Genomic DNA, 15,422 nt, shown 5'->3' with positions numbered 1-15,422 from the left:
CGTCACCTACTCCGCAGGGACGGCGACGACGACCTTCGCGGGACGCAGCTCGACGTCTCCGAGGCGGTAACCCACCTCGACGACCTCGAGCACCGTGGTCTTGTCGACGCCGGGCGTCGGCTGCTGGAAGATGGCCTCGTGGCGCTGCGGGTCGAACTCCTCGCCCTTCTCGCCGTACGAGACGACACCGAGGCGCTCCACGACCGCGCGCACCTTCTCGGCGATCACGGCGAACGGAGTGCCGTCGACGAGGTCGCCGTGCTGGCTGGCGCGATCGAGATCGTCGAGCACCGGGATCAGACCCTTGACGGCTTCACCCTTCGCGCGCTCGATCTCGACCTGACGCGACTCCTCGGTACGGCGACGGTAGTTCGCGTACTCGGCCTGCAAGCGCTTGAGGTCGTTGAGCAGCGTCGACTCGAGGTCGGCGAGCACGGCGTCCTCCGCCGCGGCCTCGCCGGTCTGCGTCGCGCCGAGGATGTCGTCGACCGTGAGCCCTTCGACAGGCTCAGGAACCGAATCCATCGCGTCGACCGGCGTCTCGTCCGAGCCCTCGGCCGCTGCGGCCTCGGTGGAATCGGGGTTCTGCGGCTGGGGGCCGGCCGCATTCGCGGCCGACCCCTCTTCCGGAACCCCGGCGTTGTCGTCGAAGTTCTTGTCCGTCATGATTACTTCTTCTCGTCCTCGTCGTCGACGACCTCGGCGTCGATGACGTCTTCCTCGGAGGAGGAAGCGTCACCCGCGGGGGCGTCACCTTCGGGAGCTGCACCGGCCGCGGCATCCGCCTGGGACTGCGCGTAGATCGCCTCGCCCAGCTTCGTCTGCGACTCGTTGAGCTTGTCGAATGCGGTCTTCACGGCGTCGTCGTCCTCGCCGGCGAGAGCCGTCTTGAGGGCGTCGACGTCGGCCTGGACCGACTCCTTGACGTCGGCGGGGAGCTTGTCCTCGTTGTCCTTGATCAGCTTGTCGATCGAGTACGCGAGGGTCTCGGCCTGGTTGCGGACCTCGGCGGCCTCACGGCGCTTCTTGTCCTCCGCAGCGTTCTCCTCGGCCTCGCGCACCATGCGCTCGATGTCGTCCTTCGACAGCGACGAGCCACCGGTGATCGTCATCGACTGCTCCTTGCCCGTGCCCTTGTCCTTGGCGGACACGTGCACGATGCCGTTGGCGTCGATGTCGAAGGTCACCTCGACCTGCGGGATGCCGCGGGGCGCCGGGGCGATTCCGGTGAGCTCGAACGTTCCGAGCGGCTTGTTGTCGCGGGTGAACTCGCGCTCGCCCTGGAAGACCTGGATCGCGACGGACGGCTGGTTGTCGTCGGCCGTGGTGAAGGTCTCGCTGCGCTTGGTCGGGATCGCGGTGTTGCGGTCGATGAGCTTCGTCATCATGCCGCCCTTGGTCTCGATGCCGAGGCTCAGCGGGGTGACGTCGATGAGGAGGACGTCCTTGCGCTCGCCCTTCAGGACACCGGCCTGCAGAGCGGCGCCGACGGCGACGACCTCGTCCGGGTTGACGCCCTTGTTCGCTTCCTTGCCGGTCTCGCGCTTGACGAGCTCGGCGACGGCGGGCATACGCGTCGATCCACCGACGAGCACGATGTGGTCGATGTCGGCGACCTTGATGCCGGCTTCGCGGATGACGTCCTCGAAGGGCTTCTTGGTGCGGTCTAGCAGGTCCTTCGTGAGGTCCTCGAACTTCGCGCGGGTGATGGTCTCGCTGAGCGAGACGGGGCCCGAGTCGGTGAGCGAGAGGTACGGGAGGTTGATCGAGGTGCTCGTCGAGGACGAGAGTTCCTTCTTCGCCTGCTCCGCAGCCTCCTTGAGGCGCTGCAGGGCGATCTTGTCACCCGAGACGTCGACACCGGTCGTGGACTTGAACTGCGAGATCAGGTAGTCGACGAGGCGCTGGTCCCAGTCGTCTCCACCGAGGCGGTTGTCACCGGCCGTGGCGCGCACCTGGATCGTCGAGAAGTCGTCGTCCTTGCCCACTTCGAGCAGGGAGACGTCGAACGTTCCACCACCGAGGTCGAAGACCAGGATGAGCTCGTCTTCCTTGCCCTTGTCGAGGCCGTACGCGAGGGCCGCGGCGGTGGGCTCGTTGATGATGCGCAGGACGTTGAGGCCCGCGATCTCGCCGGCCTCCTTGGTGGCCTGGCGCTCGGCGTCGTTGAAGTACGCGGGGACGGTGATGACCGCGTCGGTCACCGTGTCACCCAGGTACGACTCGGCGTCGCGCTTGAGCTTCATGAGGATGCGCGCGGAGATCTCCTGCGGCGTCCACTTCTTGCCGTCGACGTCGAAGGTCCAGTCGGTTCCGATGTGACGCTTGACCGACGCGATGGTGCGGTCGACGTTCGTGACGGCCTGGCGCTTGGCGGTCTCACCGACGAGCACCTCGCCATCCTTGGTGAAGGCGACCACCGACGGGGTGGTGCGGAAGCCCTCGGCGTTGGCGATGACCTTCGGCTCGCCGCCCTCGAGGACGCTGACGACGGAGTTCGTCGTACCGAGGTCGATTCCCACAGCACGTGCCATGTTGTTCTCCTTTGTGTTGCTGACGATGGTTGGTCTGAAATCTGCGGCGATCAGGAAAACCTGAGTCGCGATGGCTCAACTGTAACCGAGGCCGGGAAGGACTGTCAAATGAACTTGATATGAACAGGCTCAACTTTGACCCTGAGAGTGATGTGGGCCCCCGGCCGAGTCGCATGGCAGGATGGAAGTAAGGCGAGCCTTACCCGACGGCTCGCGGCGGCGTCGCCCGGGCGGCGCGGCCGCATTCCATCCGAGATCGCGTCCGCGACGAACGCAGGTCAGAACGCAGGTCAGGAGGATGCTGTGGCCCACACCGAGCACGACGTGATCATCGTCGGCGGCGGCCCCGCCGGACTCTCCGCCGCCCTCAACCTCGGCCGCTCCCTCGCCCGCGTGCTGGTGATCGACGCCGATCGGCCGCGCAACGCCGCCACGCTCGCCTCGCACGGATTCCTCACGCGTGACGGCATACCGCCCCACGAGCTGCGCCGGCTCGCCCGCGAGGAGCTCGCGGCGTATCCGAACGTCGAGATCCGCTCGCGGGTGCGAGTCGTCTCCTTGCGGCGAACGGATGCCGGGTTCACGGCCGAGATCGGGCGCCGCGAACCCGCGGGCACGGCATCCGCGCCGGCCGTACTGATCGCGACCGGCCTGCGCGAGACGCTCCCCGCGGTGCCCAACCTGCGCGGCTTCTACGGCATGAGCCTCTTCAGCTGCGCCGCCTGCGATGCGTGGGAGCTGCAGGGGCGCACGCTCGCCCTGATCGGGGAGACGGCGGATCTCGCCGACCGCGCCCGTCTGATCTCGCGCTGGACCGAGAGCCTCACGGTGTTCACGAACGGAGCGCCGATCGTCACCCCGCAGGAGGAGGCCGAGCTCGCCGCCGCCGGAGCGGTGGTGCAGCGGCATCCGATCGTCGAGCTCGTCGGCGACCGAGGACATCTCGAGGCCATGCGGCTCGCCGACGGCACCACCGTCGCGGTCGAGGGCGGGTTCGTGCGCCCGGAATGGAATGCCGCGCTGCCCTTCCTCGACGGCATCGACCCGGCGCGCGACGCCGCGGGTCACCTGCTCACCGATCGCTCCGGGCGCACCGACGTCGCGGGACTATACGCGGCCGGAGATGCCGCAGCGCCCGGTCCTCAGCAGTTGATCGTGGCAGCGGGCGCGGGCGCGCGGGTCGCGGCGGTCATCGTGCACGACGGACTCGGGATCGCGACCTCGCACTGACGCGGGATGGGCAGTCCTGCCCCTGTGCGCGCCACAGGCGGGTGATTAGGCTCACGGTATGCCCCGGATGCCCCTGCCCCGCCTCGCCGCCGCCGTCATCGCAACCGCGGCCCTCCTCCCGCTGAGCGGATGCATCTACGCACAGATCCCCGCCGACGTCCCCGCCGCCGAAGACACGACCGCGCCCGCACCGGACGATTCGCCGACCACGGCGCCCGGCGACGGCATCCCGACCACGATGTCGTTCGACGACGGTCTCTCCCTGCCGTCCACCACCTACATCCAGTGGGGTGATGGACTGCTCGTCGACGAGGGGTGGGAGATGGCCTCACCCGACGACGGGCAGGGCAACTGGAGCTACGCCACGGTCGACGGTGCCTGCACCGCCCACTTCTGGCAGGGCACGATCGGCGCCGACATGCAGGTCGCAGGTGACGACAGCGCCACGTCGGACGCCGTCATCGCCGCCGTCCTCGGAGGATCCCCCGACGACATCACGCCGAACGCGACGACGGGTGCGTTCAGCTATCAGGTCGGCGGCAACACCGACGTCGAGAATCGCCAGGTCGTCGGCCAGGACACCGGCCGCACCTGGATCATGGCGGCTCGTGCGTTCAGCGAGGTCGGCGTCGGTCTGTACGTCATCGTCGACTGCACGACCGGCGACCCCGCCGCGGTCCTCGCCGAGATCGCCGATACCAACTCGGTCGTCGTCACGCCCTGAAGCGGGCGGTCGCGCTCACTTGCCGCCGGGAGGGCCGGCGAGCAGAAGGATCACGTAGAGGGCGACGATCGCGACGGCGAGCAGGAGCACGAGCACGACCGGGCGACGCAGGAACCAGCGCATCAGGCGGTCGTACCAGCGGCGGTCGCGCGGGTCGTCGGTGGCCTCGAGGCGCCAGGCTCCCGCGAGGCGCCCGGTGCGGTGCAGCCAGATCTCCATCGGGATCGTCGCGTACGGCACCACGGCGCTCGCGACGGCGAGGATCGCGACCCCGACGTGCCAGCGCTGGTTGATGGCGACGAGCAGCGCCGTCGCCCCGTAGGCGAGGAACACGAACCCGTGGATGCCGCCGCCGATCGTCACCACGATCCCCGGGGCGCCGAGGGCACGGGCGATGATCGCCCCGATCAGCAGGGTCCAGGTGATCGCCTCCGCGATCGCAAGAACTCGGTACAGGCGGTCGGGCGTACGGAACACGGGACTCCTCGGGTGGGGGTGGTTCCAGAGTATCGGCGGCGGCTATGAGCGGAATAAGGGCGGGCGCAGCCGCGTTGCCGAAAGCATGACTGTGGATGCGGATGCTCTGGCGCGCGTGCTCGCGACCGTCGACCTCCGCGTGGGCTTCGCCCGCCGCGTCCCCATCTCCTCGGGCGAGCTGCTGCCGATGATCCCCGACGCCATGACGCTCGTCTACGTCGCCGAGGGCGGGGTGGCGGGGCATCCGCCGCTGAGGGCAGGATGCCGTCTCGACGTCGATCGTTCCTCGCAGGAGGTGTCCGTCGACCGCAGCGCGCCGCGCGATCTCCTGGTCGCCGGCGATGCGTTCCTCACGCGCGGCGGCTCACCGTTCGCCCTCGAGGCCGACGGCGACACCACTCTCATCGTGCTCGACATCGAGCTCGCCGACGCGGCCTCCCCGCTGCTCCTGCTGCTCCCCGACCTCGTGACCGTCACCGGCTTCGACGCCCTCGAACCCGCGGCGGCGACGCTCGCCGCGAGCATGGGACTCGTCGACCCGACGCAGTTCCCGCTCCGGCGCACCGATCCGGTGATCTGCAAGCTCATGGCGACCACCGTCTTCCTCTCGGTGATCCGCGCGTGGGCCGAGAACGGCTGCGCGCCCGCCGGGTGGCCGCACGTGTCGAGCGATCCGTTCCTCGACCGCGTGATCGACGCGATCCACGACGAGCCCGGCCGCGACTGGACCGTCGAGCGCCTCGCGAGCGTCGGTGCGATGTCGCGCTCGGCCTTCGCGGAGCGGTTCCGCAGCGCGATCGGCCGCTCGCCCGCCGAGTACGTCACGGAGGTGCGCGTCGATCAAGCCAAGCGGATGCTCGACGCCGGGCAGTCGGTGTCCGACATCTCGCGTGCGCTGGGCTACGCCTCCGACGAGGGCTTCAGCCGCGCCTTCCGCCGGCGCACCGGCATGACGCCGTCGTCGTGGCGCCTGGCGCACCGCACGCCGGTCTCGGCGTAGCCCGCACGGCGACCCAGCTTCAGAAACTGGGTCCCTGAGCTTGTCGAAGGGCCCCAGGTCTCACGGGGCGGGACGCTTCGACAGGCTCAGCGACCCAGGTGCGTGGCACGGCGACCCAGGTGCGTGGCACGGCGACCGAAGTGCGTGGCACGGCGACCGAAGTGCGTGGCTCGACGACGTACCGGACTCAGCCGCGCACGCGGTTCGAGAGCCCGAAGAGCACGGCTCCGACGACCAGCAGCGCCGCGCCGAGCACGTAGGCGACCTCGACCCCGGCCCCGTCGACGAGGAATCCGCCGAGTCCGGCCGCGATCATGATGGCCCCCTGGAACCCGACGACCACCAGGCTTCCGCCGGCTTCCAGTCGTGACGGCATCCGATGCCCGACCCACGTGTTCACGACGATCAGCCACGAGGCGAAGAAGAAGCCCCACACGAACACCACGACCGCGATCCCGACGACCGAGCCCGACAGCAGCAGCATCGAGGCGACCGACACCGCGATCACTACGGGCGCGAGCACGGCGAAGAACGCGAAGGTCTTGTCGATCACGAAGCCGATGACGAGGTTGCCGATCAGGCCTCCGGCGCCGAACAGCGCGAGCAGCACGACGATGGTCGTGGCATCCGCGTCGGGGATGCGCTCGAGCGCGAGCCGCACGTACGTGTAGGCGAGGAAGTGACCGAGAACGACGAAGACGTGACCGATCAGGCCGAGCCCGATGCCCGGCTGACGGATCGTGTCGACCAGCAGACGGATGCTCGACGCCTGCGCCGCGGGCACCGAGGGCAGCAGCGCGCGCAGGGCGATCGCAAGCAGTCCGGTGGCGACGCCGGCGATCGCGAACACCGTGCGCCAGTCGACGATCTCGGCGAGCATCACGCCGAGCGGCACACCGGCGACGGTCGCGAGCGAGGTGCCGGCGGCGGTGAACATCACGGCACGACCGAGGCGCTCGGGCCCCGCGATGCGAGCGGCGACCGTGATCGACATCGACCAGAAGGCGCTGATCGCCGCGCCCAGAAGGAACCGGGCGAGCAGCACGATGATCAGATTCGGGGCGATCGCCACGATGAGGTTCGAGACGGCGGCGGCGAGCGCCATCCACACCAGCAGCGACCGGCGATCGAGGCGCGGGAAGACGAGGCCGATGGTCGGCGCGACGATGAACCCGACGAGCGCGGTGACCGTGACGGTCTGACCGGCCTGCCCGGGCGTCACGCCGAGCGCGGTGGCCATCTCGGTGAGCACGCCGTTGGGCAGGAACTCCGCCGTCACGAGCAGGAAGCTCATGAGCATGACGACGATCAGCCCGCCGTAGCGCATCCGTCCGGCCGGGGCGGATGCGGTGGTGGGCACGGGAGAGGTGATCGTCATGCTTCCAGCCTGGTGCAGACGGATGCCGCGCGCCCGACGTCTCGTCCACGGCATCCGACCGATCGTCCGGGGCCTCCGGCACGGCGCGCCGTCACCGCCCGTTCACCGGGTGCGGCCAGACTTCGACTCATGAGCGCACCTGAACCCCCGCCCGGCGTCCCCGAGCCGGTCGCCACGGCGAACAGCGGCGCCGTCGCCGTCATCGGCCTCGACCTGCGCGGCGAGACGCCGGCCCCGAAGAAGCAGGTCTTCTCGTGGGCGCTGTGGGATTGGGCGACGCAGCCCTTCAACACCGTCATCCTGACCTTCGTCTTCACCGCCCTCTATCTCGTGGGCGAGGGATTCCTGCCCGCCGACATCGCGGCGCTCGACGAGAACGATCCGGTGCGCCTGGCAGCCGAGGCCGACCTGACTTCGGGCCTCGGGCTGGGATCGACGATCGCGGCGTTCGGCATCCTGCTGCTCGCGCCCGTGCTGGGCCAGCGAGCGGATGCCGCGGGGCGGCAGAAGCTCTGGTTGGGCATCGGCACCGGCGCCCTGATCCTGTGCATGCTGGGGCTGTGGTTCGTCGAGCCGAGGCCGAGCCTGTTCTGGCTGGGTGTGGCACTGATCTCGGCGGCGACGGTCTTCCAGGAGATCGCGGCGGTCAACTCCAACGCGATGCTCATCGGCATCGCCAACCCCAAGAACGTCGGCCGCATCTCGGGTCTCGGCTGGGGCTTCGGCTATCTCGGCGGCATCCTCGCGCTCGCGATCGTGGTGGCGCTGAACGCGGTCGACTGGTTCGGGATGCCGACCGACAACGGTCTCGTCTACCGCCTGATCGCGGTCGGCTGCGCGGTGTGGGCGATCGTGTTCAGCATCCCGATCTTCCTCAACGTGCCCGAGCCGTCGCTCGGCCGCCCCGAGCGCAAGGTCGGATTCTTCCGCTCCTACGTGCTGCTCGTGAAGGACGTCGCGGGTCTCTACCGCGACCCCGAGACGCGCCCGACCTTCTGGTACCTGCTCTCGAGCGCCGTCTTCCGCGACGGCCTCGGCGGGGTGTTCGCCTTCGGGGCGATCATCGGCACCGCCGTGTTCCGGTTCGAGACCGACGACATCATCATCTTCGGCATCGCCGCGAACCTCATCGCCGGGGTCTCGACGATCCTCGCCGGGCGCCTCGACGACCGCGTCGGCCCCAAGCGCATCATCCTCGTGTCGATCGGCTCGATGATCGTCGCCGGACTCGCGGTCTTCCTGCTGCGCGACGGCGGGGCGATGGTGTTCTGGATCGGCGGACTCATCCTCTGCGCGTTCGTCGGGCCGGCGCAGGCAGCCGCGCGTTCGTTCCTCGCCCGGGTCACCCCGGCCGGACGCGAGGGCGAGATCTTCGGCCTCTACGCGACGACCGGCCGCGCGGCGAGCTGGATGGCCTCGGGCGCCTGGACGCTGCTCATCGTGCTCACGGCGCAGACCGCCTTCGGCATCCTGGGCATCATGATCGTGCTGATCATCGGCTTCCTGCTGCTGCTCCCGGTGAAGGCGCCGCGCTGATCTGACGCTCCGGGTTAGCGCTGCCAGTTGTCGGCGAGCTTGTTGAGAAGACGGGCCAGCTCGGTGCGCTCCTCGTCGGTGAAGGCGGCGAGCGCGCCACTGAGCATCTGACGCCGCTCGCCCCGCACGCCGCGGGCGAGGCTGCGTCCCTCGTCGGTGAGCGCGATGCGCGTGCGGCGGGCGTCATCGGGATCGGCTTCGCGCCGTAGGAACCCGTGGTCGACGCCCTGCTGCACCAGCCGTGAGGCGCGCGGCTGGTCGACACCGATCGCCGCGCCGAGCTCGCTCACGCTGAGCGGTGCGGATGCCGCGGCGAGGGCTTCGAGCATCCGCATGCGCGCGGGTCCGCCGAGGCGTCCGGAGGGATCCCCCATCCACGGGGGCATGCCGGGGCGTCCGTGGCCGAAGGGTCCGCCGCGGTCGCTCCCGTGCGGGCCGCCGTGCCAGCCGTGCGGGCCACCGTGACCGTGATCGTGGGGTCCGCCGCGGTCTGCGCGATCGCCGCGGTCACCCGGCCGACGTCCGCGCAGACGGGACAGGGCCTGGGCGATCGCTTCGGCGGGGTCGATCTCTTCGGTGCTCACGCATCGATTTTACATGCGACTTGACATGCATTCATATCGCATGTCACACTACATGTACATGCACAGTGACATACACGTGCACCCTGACATGCAAAAGGACGCATCCCATGAACACCTCTGAACAGAACCCCGAGAACACCACCCGCCCCTTCGGCTACTGGCTGAAGGCCGTCGACCGCCTCATGGCGGCCGAGTTCGCCTCCGCTTTCGACCGCGAGGGTGACGAGGTCGGTCGCCGCGACTGGCGCCTCCTCAACGTCATCGACGGCACGATGCCGGCGCGACGCCCCCTGAACGAGCACAAGCTGCACCGCCTCGTCGAGCGCGGCTGGGTCATCGCCGACGGCGACGGCTGGACACTCACCGACGACGGACGCGCAGCGAAGGAACGCCTCGGCGCGATCGTCGACGGCATCCGCGCGAAGGTCACGGGAGCCGTCTCCGAAGACGAGCTCGCCACCACCCTCGCCTCGCTCGAGAAGATCGCCCGCGCCTTCGGGTGGGACGAGGAGACCCCTCTCCCCCGGTCGCGCCGCCACGGCTTCGGCCCGCGCGGACGCTTCGGAAAGCACGCCGGCCCGCGGCACGGCTTCGGCCGCCGTCACGGTTTCGGTCCCGGCTTCGGCCCGGGTCGCGGCTTCGGCCCCGGTCAGGGCTTCGGACCGGATGCCGACGGCGAGCGCGACTTCGGACCCCGTCACGGTTTCGGCCCCCGACACGGCTCCGGCCGCGACGCGGACTGCGGCCACGGCGCGCGCGGCGAGCGCGGTCACGGCACCCACGCCCACGGTGACGACCGCGGTCACGGCCCGCACCGCGTCGCCCGCCTGGCGCAGCACGCCTACGAGCGCGGTTTCGACGCCGGCTTCAGCCGCGGTCGCGACGCCTGACCCGAGTCACCCCACGAGAGAGGGGCGGATGCTTCGGCATCCGCCCCTCTCTCGTCGTGCCCCTGTACCCAACTCAGGAAAAACGGCGCTCACCCCCGTCGAATCGGCCGAAACGGCGCCGATTCCCGGCATCCGTCCTGAGTTAGTGCCAGCTTCCCGTTCATGACTCCTCAAAACCGCCGGCCGAAACCCCGAAATCCGGGGTTTCCGGGCCTTCGCGTCCCGTTTCTCCGGCGTTATGAACGCTGAGACCGGGTCAGATCGGCAGGGCGAGGTAGAACTGGTTCGTGGCGTCGTCGGGTCCGGTGACCTTCAGCACCCACGGATTGCCGTCGTCGTCGGCGACCACCCAGAGGATCGTCATCCCCTCGGCATCGCTGAAGGTGCGCTGCTGGCCGCGACCGTCGCCGTAGACCGTGTCGCTCGATACCGGCTCTCCGCGGTCCGCCGTCTGCGCCTCGAACCCGGCCAGCGCAGAGGCGTCGTCGTCGAAGCGCCACACCGTGAACTCGAGCGAACCCGCCGACGACGAGTACGTGCCGACCGACTGCTCCACGGCATCCGCAGCAGCACCGTCCGCAGACGTCCACGGCTCGGCGATGCCCCACCTCACCGCACCGTCGGCCCCGACCACCGAGGCTCCGACGGCACGGGCGACCTCGCCGCAGAAGTCGCTGCAGGGCTGCCCGGCGACGACGCCGACGCCCGGCAGCGCATCGGCGTCGGCCGCCGGCGCCGATGTCGCGACGGTGCTCGGGCCGTCATCGGACGAGGCGTCGTCGAAGCCCGGGATGTTCAGCGTCGTGCTCGTCGCGAGGTAGATGACGAGGGCGATCGCGCTGGCGAGCAGCAGCAGCAGGATGCTGAAGATCGCGACGGTCCAGCCGCGGTATCCGCCCGATGCCGGCACCTCCGGCGCGACGAAGGCGGGGTCGGGTTCGGGTGCCGTCGATCCCGGTTCGGGCACCGGGACAGGGAGCGGCGGCGTACGCCGACGGAGGGACTCGGATGCCGGGGCAACCGCGCCGGTGACGGTCCCGTCGAATGCAGGAGGCGGCGGCACCACGGCGTCTCCGGTCGTGCCCTCGAACACGGGAGGCGGCGGGACCACATCGTCGGTGCTCGACGTGAGCGGCGGAACCGACCCGGTCAGGGGTCCGTCGAACGAGGGAGGCGGCGGCACCACGACGGCGGCTCGATCGTCGTCGAAGACCGGGGGCGGCGGCACGACCGCATCCGCCGCGGCATCGTCGAACGCCGGAGGTGGGGGAACGACGGCATCCGCCTCGCCGTTCTCGCGCTTGTCGGGGTCGGGCGGGGTGGTGCTGTCGCTGGTCATGTCAGCCTCCGAGGGCTCCGACGTCTGTGACGCCGACGTCTGTGCGATGGAAATTCTGGAAGGAGCGGGATGCCGTCGGCCCCCGCTGTCCCTGGTACCGGTTGCCGTAAGGGCCGGAGCCGTAGGGGTTCTCGGCGGGCGAGGTCAGGCGGAAGAAGCAGAGCTGCCCGATCTTCATGCCCGGCCACAGCTTGATCGGCAGCGTCGCGACGTTGGCGAGTTCGAGCGTGACGTGACCGGTGAATCCCGGATCGATGAACCCGGCGGTCGAGTGGGTGATGAGGCCGAGGCGGCCGAGCGACGATTTGCCCTCGAGGCGGGCGGCGACGTCGTCGGCCAGGCTGACCTGCTCGAACGTCGCGCCGAGCGCGAACTCGCCCGGGTGCAGGATGAAGGGCTCGTCGGGGGCGACCTCGATCAGACGCGTGAGCTCGGGCTGATCGACCGAGGGATCGATGAAGGGGTACTTGTGGTTGTCGAACAGCCGGAAGTACCGGTCGAGTCGCACGTCGACGCTCGACGGCTGCACCATCGCCGGGTCGTGCGGCGTGAGCCCGATCTTGCCGGAAGCGAGTTCTGCCCTGATGTCGCGGTCGCTGAGAAGCACGGGCACCAGCCTAGTTGCCGCGTGGTTCGCGTCGACGAAGTATGCCCGTATCCGACGACCGATTCGGGAATCTCCATCGTCTGGATTTGTGACGCACTCCCCCGGGTGCGTCATCCATCAATGAATGATGACCGGAGAAGAAACATGTCGATGAAGACGAACAAGAAGAATCGCTGGGTCGGACTCGCTCTGGCCGCGCTTTTCGTGGCCGGAGGAGTCGTCGCGATGCCGCAGGCTGCGAGCGCCGCGACGGTGACGACCAACTCGACGACGTGCACCTCGCACGCGTCGACCTGTTCGAAGACGAAGACCGCCCGTCACGGGCTGATCGTTTTCAACGCGACCGATCCGTGGATGAACAAGCACTCCCAGCGCTACACCGTGAAGACGGACAGCGGTCGGATGCTGTGCTCGGGATCGATCACCGTCAACGGCGGCGCGCGCCAATGCCTGACCGGGTCGCATCGCGGCAACGTCAAGGTGACGATCAGCAAGCAGGAGAGCCGGAGCATCCGGATCTCCGCGACGTCGTGATCGTTCGCTCGGCGCACTGAGCACAGAGCGCGCCTTCGGCGTCCGCCGGAGGCGCGCTCTGCGTTCGTCCCCTCGCGCATGCGCCGAAGTATGCCCGTACGCGACGACCGATTCCTCGTCCGGCAACGTCACACAGTCGACGGGCTCGCCGAGCCCCGCAATCCCCCACAGTAGAAGACCGGAGAGACACATGCTCACGAAGAAGAAGGCCGGCCGCTGGCAGGCGCTCGCACTGGCCGCACTCTTGCTGGCCGGCGGATCGATCGCCGTACCGCAAGCCGCGGATGCCGCCGGCGGAAGCTTCTGCAACGACGGCAAGCGCGCGTGCCAGACGACGACGATGGCGAAGAAGAGCGTCAAGTTCCGGATCTCCGCGCCGCTGCCCGCAGGGTCGAAACTGCGATTCTCGGTGACCTCGCTCAACGGGGCGGCCCTCTGCAGCGGATACGCGAAAGTCGGATCGACCCGCACCTGTTCGTTCCAGTACTACGGGAAGGTGCGGATCAAGGTCCCGGCGAGCTTCGTCAGCTGGGTGAGCATCACCGTGCGCTGACGGCCGCACGGCCCCGCATCCATGCGACGCCGCGAACGCTTTGGTCGCGGGCCGAGCGGCAGGTAGGCTGGCGTCACCCCGTTCCGCGAGGATGCGGGGTGCGGGGCTGTAGTTCAATGGTAGAACTTCTGCTTCCCAAGCAGACAGCGCGGGTTCGATTCCCGTCAGCCCCTCCACTCGCAGTCCTCCCTTGCTCCGGCACCACTCCCGCAGACGCCCTCTCAGGGGTCGATCACGACCTCGGCGATGCAGGGTCGAGGCGTACGACGAGCTTCTGGGCGGATACACCACAGCGAAGGATGTCGATGGCTTCCTGGATCGCCGAAAGGCCTTCTCCGACGATGCGCGCTTCGGGGTAGAGCTGATGGCTGCCCGAAGCGAGTGCGCCGGGGAGATACTCCCCCCAGACGGCCGGTCCTACGGGTGACGTGGCGATGGCGCTCCCCCAGATGAACGACGCCCGGATACCGCGGGCCCGACTGCGCACCTGCAGGAGGGCGGTTCGCGTTCCGAGCTTGAGGAAGAGCCGGATGCGGGCCGGGGAGAAGCCGCGACGACGGGGCTGTTCGTAGAACGAGACGGGAGGGCTCGCCATCGCGATACGCGTGGCGCCGGTGGCACGCGCGATCCTCAGACACGGTTCGGCCGACCCCACCGCGATGGCGAGGACTCCCGCCACGGCGGAGTCGCCGATCTCGTCGACGATCCGAGCCGCCACCGCGGGATCGCGATAGTCGAAGACGGCTTCCGCCCCCAACCGCCTCATCCGCTCGTGGTTCTTCTTCGAGGCTGTCGTGATGACCCGATATCCGGCTGCCCGGGCGAGCTGGATCGCATTTCCTCCGACCGCCGTCGCCCCACCCCAGATCACGACGACGTCGTCGCGGGGTGCCGCGTCTGCGAGACGGGAGAAGTCCAATCCCAGCTGGTCCTTCTCGAACAGGCCTGCCGCCGCGGTGGATACCGCCAACGGCAGGACCGCAGCATCCTCGAACGTCGTCGCGGCCGGCAGAGCGACGGCCAGGCGGGCATCGACCACGACGTAGGCCTGGAAGCCACTCTCGGAAACGGCATCCCGCCCCTTCTCCAAGCCCATGGCATACGCCACGACGCGGTCGCCGACGGCGAAATCGTTCGCGTCGGCGCCGGTTCCGACGACGACGCCGGCGACGTCCTCCCCGAGGATCACCGGGTAGAGCAACCACCCGTACATCACGGTGCCGTTGGACTGGATGATCGCATCGAGCGGATTCACCGCCACCGCGCGCACCTCGACCAAGAGCTGCCCCGCGCCGGGCTTCGGCATCGGAGCATCTCGGATCGTCAGATCCGCATAGGGGGAATCGATCCACGCCGCGCTGTTGTCACTCATTGCCGTACACCCTTCGGGTCTGATGACATCCCATGTCATCAGACCCACCTTACGACAGTTCGTGTCATCATGGCTCTATGCCTCGTTGGTCACCGGACGCCGCCTTGCGGTTGGAAGCCGCGGCGATGACCCTTTTCGCAGAACAGGGGTACAGGGGAACCACGGTTCCGCAGATCGCCGAGGCGGCGGGGCTGACGACTCGGACGTTCTTCCGCCACTTCTCCGACAAGCGCGACGTGCTGTTCCTCCGGGATCGCGAGTTCCCTCAGGCGGTGAGCGACTTCATGGCGTCCATCCCGCAAGAACAGGGCGGAGTGTCCACCGTGCGCTCAGGCCTTGCCGCCGCCTGCCGAGGCATCCAGAACTGGCGAGAACAGATCGCTCGCCGACGCGGCATCATCCACAGCGAACCCGCGCTTCACGAGCGTGATCTTCTGCGCAGCCATCACCTCGCACGCGCCATCGAGCAGTCCCTGACCGAACGCGCAATCGACTCCGAGCACGCGCACGCACTGGCCGCGCTCGCCGTGACCTGTTTCGATCTCGCGATGGACCGATGGCTGGAGGGTCCCGCCGACCTCTCGCTGGAAGGCGCCCTGACGATGGTGTGGACCGATATGCAGGGGTGGATCACCGAGTGACAGGGGGATGATCTCGATTTTTT

General features: G+C 69.0%; 16 protein-coding genes and 1 tRNA gene. 9 read left to right on the top strand and 8 right to left on the bottom strand.

Going from position 1 to position 15,422, the window contains the following annotated elements; all coding sequences use genetic code 11:
* Positions 1–6 precede the first annotated feature (6 nt).
* Both ACIQTT_RS12295 and dnaK read right to left on the bottom strand, forming a co-directional pair.
* Positions 7–666 carry a nucleotide exchange factor GrpE gene (locus ACIQTT_RS12295; RefSeq protein ID WP_402790209.1) on the bottom strand — a complete coding sequence of 220 codons (660 nt, stop codon included), beginning with the start codon at positions 664–666 and terminating at the stop codon, positions 7–9.
* Positions 667–668: 2 nt separating this feature from the next.
* On the bottom strand, positions 669–2,534 hold the full coding sequence (gene dnaK / locus ACIQTT_RS12290; protein ID WP_402790206.1) for a molecular chaperone DnaK: 1,866 nt from the start codon (positions 2,532–2,534) through the stop codon (positions 669–671).
* Between the two features lie 303 nt (positions 2,535–2,837).
* Here dnaK and ACIQTT_RS12285 point away from each other — a divergent pair, with 303 nt between their 5' ends.
* A complete protein-coding gene (locus tag ACIQTT_RS12285) occupies positions 2,838–3,764 on the top strand; it encodes an NAD(P)/FAD-dependent oxidoreductase (protein ID WP_402790203.1) in 927 nt (308 codons plus the stop codon).
* A gap of 58 nt (positions 3,765–3,822) precedes the next feature.
* On the top strand, positions 3,823–4,488 hold the full coding sequence (locus ACIQTT_RS12280; RefSeq protein ID WP_402790200.1) for a hypothetical protein: 666 nt from the start codon (positions 3,823–3,825) through the stop codon (positions 4,486–4,488).
* A gap of 15 nt (positions 4,489–4,503) precedes the next feature.
* Here ACIQTT_RS12280 and ACIQTT_RS12275 read toward each other — a convergent pair whose 3' ends face one another.
* Positions 4,504–4,965: a DUF3817 domain-containing protein gene (locus ACIQTT_RS12275; RefSeq protein WP_402790197.1), complete on the bottom strand. Its 462-nt coding sequence runs from the start codon at positions 4,963–4,965 to the stop codon at positions 4,504–4,506.
* A gap of 85 nt (positions 4,966–5,050) precedes the next feature.
* Between ACIQTT_RS12275 and ACIQTT_RS12270 the strand changes: the two genes are divergently transcribed.
* Entirely contained in the window at positions 5,051–5,965 is a 915-nt protein-coding gene (locus ACIQTT_RS12270) for a helix-turn-helix domain-containing protein (RefSeq protein WP_402790194.1), read from the top strand.
* Between the two features lie 187 nt (positions 5,966–6,152).
* On the opposite strand, the gene ACIQTT_RS12265 is transcribed toward ACIQTT_RS12270, so the two are convergent.
* Positions 6,153–7,343, bottom strand: coding sequence for an MFS transporter (locus ACIQTT_RS12265; RefSeq protein WP_402790191.1), 1,191 nt, complete (start codon positions 7,341–7,343; stop codon positions 6,153–6,155).
* 129 nt (positions 7,344–7,472) lie between these two features.
* On the opposite strand from ACIQTT_RS12265, the gene ACIQTT_RS12260 reads away from it, so the two are divergent.
* Positions 7,473–8,879 (top strand): MFS transporter, encoded by a 1,407-nt coding sequence (locus ACIQTT_RS12260; RefSeq protein ID WP_402790188.1) that lies wholly within the window; start codon positions 7,473–7,475, stop codon positions 8,877–8,879.
* A gap of 14 nt (positions 8,880–8,893) precedes the next feature.
* Here ACIQTT_RS12260 and ACIQTT_RS12255 read toward each other — a convergent pair whose 3' ends face one another.
* Positions 8,894–9,463 carry a MarR family winged helix-turn-helix transcriptional regulator gene (locus ACIQTT_RS12255; protein WP_402790185.1) on the bottom strand — a complete coding sequence of 190 codons (570 nt, stop codon included), beginning with the start codon at positions 9,461–9,463 and terminating at the stop codon, positions 8,894–8,896.
* Between the two features lie 107 nt (positions 9,464–9,570).
* Between ACIQTT_RS12255 and ACIQTT_RS12250 the strand changes: the two genes are divergently transcribed.
* Positions 9,571–10,353, top strand: a complete 783-nt coding sequence (locus ACIQTT_RS12250) for a hypothetical protein (RefSeq protein ID WP_402790182.1) — start codon at positions 9,571–9,573, stop codon at positions 10,351–10,353.
* Positions 10,354–10,609: 256 nt separating this feature from the next.
* On the opposite strand, the gene ACIQTT_RS12245 is transcribed toward ACIQTT_RS12250, so the two are convergent.
* Positions 10,610–11,692 (bottom strand): hypothetical protein, encoded by a 1,083-nt coding sequence (locus ACIQTT_RS12245; RefSeq protein ID WP_402790179.1) that lies wholly within the window; start codon positions 11,690–11,692, stop codon positions 10,610–10,612.
* Position 11,693: 1 nt separating this feature from the next.
* The gene (dcd, locus tag ACIQTT_RS12240; protein ID WP_400442821.1) at positions 11,694–12,299 is read right to left on the bottom strand and encodes a dCTP deaminase; all 606 of its coding nucleotides are present in this window, start codon (positions 12,297–12,299) and stop codon (positions 11,694–11,696) included.
* Between the two features lie 144 nt (positions 12,300–12,443).
* Between dcd and ACIQTT_RS12235 the strand changes: the two genes are divergently transcribed.
* From ACIQTT_RS12235 to ACIQTT_RS12225, 3 genes are all read left to right on the top strand, one after another.
* Positions 12,444–12,833 (top strand): hypothetical protein, encoded by a 390-nt coding sequence (locus ACIQTT_RS12235; RefSeq protein ID WP_402790176.1) that lies wholly within the window; start codon positions 12,444–12,446, stop codon positions 12,831–12,833.
* 190 nt (positions 12,834–13,023) lie between these two features.
* Entirely contained in the window at positions 13,024–13,386 is a 363-nt protein-coding gene (locus ACIQTT_RS12230) for a hypothetical protein (RefSeq protein ID WP_402790173.1), read from the top strand.
* 102 nt (positions 13,387–13,488) lie between these two features.
* Positions 13,489–13,562: transfer RNA gene (locus tag ACIQTT_RS12225), tRNA-Gly, on the top strand.
* Positions 13,563–13,618: 56 nt separating this feature from the next.
* On the opposite strand, the gene ACIQTT_RS12220 is transcribed toward ACIQTT_RS12225, so the two are convergent.
* The gene (locus ACIQTT_RS12220) at positions 13,619–14,758 is read right to left on the bottom strand and encodes a zinc-binding alcohol dehydrogenase family protein (RefSeq protein WP_402790170.1); all 1,140 of its coding nucleotides are present in this window, start codon (positions 14,756–14,758) and stop codon (positions 13,619–13,621) included.
* A gap of 110 nt (positions 14,759–14,868) precedes the next feature.
* On the opposite strand from ACIQTT_RS12220, the gene ACIQTT_RS12215 reads away from it, so the two are divergent.
* Positions 14,869–15,399 (top strand): helix-turn-helix domain-containing protein, encoded by a 531-nt coding sequence (locus tag ACIQTT_RS12215; protein ID WP_402790167.1) that lies wholly within the window; start codon positions 14,869–14,871, stop codon positions 15,397–15,399.
* The last annotated feature ends 23 nt before the right edge of the window (positions 15,400–15,422 follow it).

Origin of the sequence: Microbacterium sp. NPDC090225 (genome assembly GCF_044772365.1) — a bacterium.
In the GTDB taxonomy this organism is placed as follows: Bacteria; Actinomycetota; Actinomycetes; order Actinomycetales; family Microbacteriaceae; genus Microbacterium.
This window is presented reverse-complemented; position numbering and strand designations above follow the sequence as displayed.